This window comes from Vibrio sp. Vb1026 (genome assembly GCF_033338745.1).
In the GTDB taxonomy this organism is placed as follows: domain Bacteria; phylum Pseudomonadota; class Gammaproteobacteria; order Enterobacterales; family Vibrionaceae; genus Vibrio; species Vibrio alginolyticus.
Window position 1 is genome coordinate 1 of record NZ_JAWOTH010000051.1, and the last position, 2309, is coordinate 2309.

The 2309-nt window shown below is 44.3% G+C and carries 1 protein-coding gene and 1 tRNA gene; one reads left to right on the plus strand and one right to left on the minus strand.

Annotated elements, in window-relative coordinates:
- Nucleotide 1 precedes the first annotated feature (1 nt).
- Nucleotides 2–77 (plus strand) — tRNA-Asn (locus R7E47_RS24025).
- Between the two features lie 234 nt (nucleotides 78–311).
- On the opposite strand, the gene R7E47_RS24030 is transcribed toward R7E47_RS24025, so the two are convergent.
- Nucleotides 312–1748, minus strand: a complete 1437-nt coding sequence (locus R7E47_RS24030) for an NAD-dependent succinate-semialdehyde dehydrogenase (RefSeq protein ID WP_017635617.1) — start codon at nucleotides 1746–1748, stop codon at nucleotides 312–314.
- Nucleotides 1749–2309 lie beyond the last annotated feature (561 nt).

Here is a 2309-nt window from a genome sequence, read left to right on the forward strand (position 1 = left end):
TTCCTCCTTAGCTCAGTTGGTAGAGCGACGGACTGTTAATCCGCAGGTCGCTGGTTCGAGCCCAGCAGGAGGAGCCATATTAGAAGAAGCCGCATCACTTGATGCGGCTTTTTTGTATTAGTTTAAAGCTAAGCTCTCTCCTACCCCATAACGAAATAACATAAGCGCTTTGATTATTAAAAACCGCTTACCGCAAGCTAACTATCGACTCACTAAGTAACCAGAAACGCGTGTGGCAAATGGTATGCCTTTCAACTAAAAAAAAGCTAGGTAAAAACCTAGCTTTTTAATTCAATCGGCCATCTCTGAAATCAGCTTAAACCACCAAGACAAATATACTTTGTCTCCAGATATTCATCGAGTCCTTGCTTAGCACCTTCCCGTCCAACACCCGACTCTTTAACTCCACCAAATGGAGCCACTTCAGTAGAGATGATCCCTTCATTAACTCCAACCATGCCGTACTCTAAACCTTCACTAAAAGTCACAATACGCTTCAAGCTATTCGTATAGAAATAGCAAGCCAAACCATATTCTGTATCGTTCGCCATTTCGAGAACTTGATAATCATTTTCAAAGGTAACAATAGGCAACACAGGCCCGAATAGCTCTTGCTGAACAATCGACATATTCTGCGTCACACTATCCAAAAGAACGGGCTCCATAAAGCGACCAGGCCGTCTCTGTGGAGAGTTAGCAATAGAGGCTCCTTCTTGTACAGCTTGATCGATCACCGCCTCTAGTCGATGCTTAGAGGCCATCGTAATAACAGGACCTAATGTGACACCTTTCTCTAAACCATTTCCAAGCTTTAATTTGCTTAACTTCGACAATACTTTATCAATAAAAGCTTGTTTTACATTTTTATGAACATATAGCCGATTGGTACAAACACATGTTTGCCCTGCATTACGGAACTTCGACGCGACAAGCCCTTCCGCAGCCTCATCTAAGTCTGCATCTTCAAACACGATGAAAGGCGCATTACCACCCAACTCCATCGACACCGCCTTGACTGAATCACTGGCTTGCTTCATCAAAATTTTCCCAACGCGCGTAGACCCCGTAAAAGAGATCTTCTGAATCCTAGGATCAGTACTTAGTACTTGACCAAACTCAGCAGCCTGTTCTGATACCACGACAGAAAGCAGTTCTTTAGGGATACCAGCCTGATAAGCTAATTCAACAACAGCAATTGCAGTGAGGGGGGTAAGCTCTGATGGCTTGATCAACATGCCACAACCTGCCGCTAGGGCTGGTGCTGCTTTTCTTGTAATCATCGCAATAGGGAAGTTCCAAGGTGTAATTGCAGCGCATACTCCCACAGGCTGGCGAATTGCAGATAGACGTCTATCCGTCGTGGGGGCAGGAATAACTTCGCCATAAGCACGTTTTGCTTCTTCTGAGAACCACTCGACAAAAGAGGCACCATACATCACTTCCCCTTTGCTCTCAGCTAAAGGCTTACCCTGCTCTAAGGTAATAATCGTGGCTATGTCTTCTGCATTATCAAGAAGTAGTTGATACCACCCCCTCAAACGACGAGAGCGCTCTTTGGCACTTAACTTAGCCCAACGGACTTGCTCCGTTTTGCACTGACCAATGAGATCATCTAACTCATCAAGAGTACTAGGCTTTAACCGAATTAACTCTTGCTCAGTTGCAGGGTTGATGACCACAATTCCCTCTTCGGAAGACCATTGCTTAAATACAGATTTCAGCGTTTCATTTTTTATTTGTTGCATCATCAAACATACTCCTCAAGAACTCCTCTTAGGTTAATCGCTACTAGCAAGTTCAGCAAAGAAAACAAAGTTTTCTAAAAGGCATTAATTTTCGGAAGACTTAGCTCTCTTCCTCACTATATTTCGGGAAATTGCGTAATCCACGCAACGACGGTCCCTCTCTAAACATGGAAGCAATGAATGTTTGAGAAATAAGATGTAGAAAATTATTGTTTAAGAGAGACGCTAACAAAACGCGCAGTGAGGAAGACTATTCATTCTACTACGGTTGAGGGCGAGTGTTATAAAGACTCATTGTTCAAATGACCAATCTTTCAACGAGGACAGGATACAAACTCGGAGTAATTGGAAGTGCAGGCAGCAGGCTCATCTTCCTGAGAAACTCATGTGCCAAAAGGGTAAAGAAAGTCGTATTGTCTCGCCTTCAATGTGTAAATGCATTTCTAGGGGACACGACCAAACGAAAAAGCCCCAGTCTTTCGACTGGGGCTTAATATAAGTGGCGGAGTGGACGGGACTCGAACCCGCGACCCCCGGCGTGACAGGCCGGTATTCTAACCAACT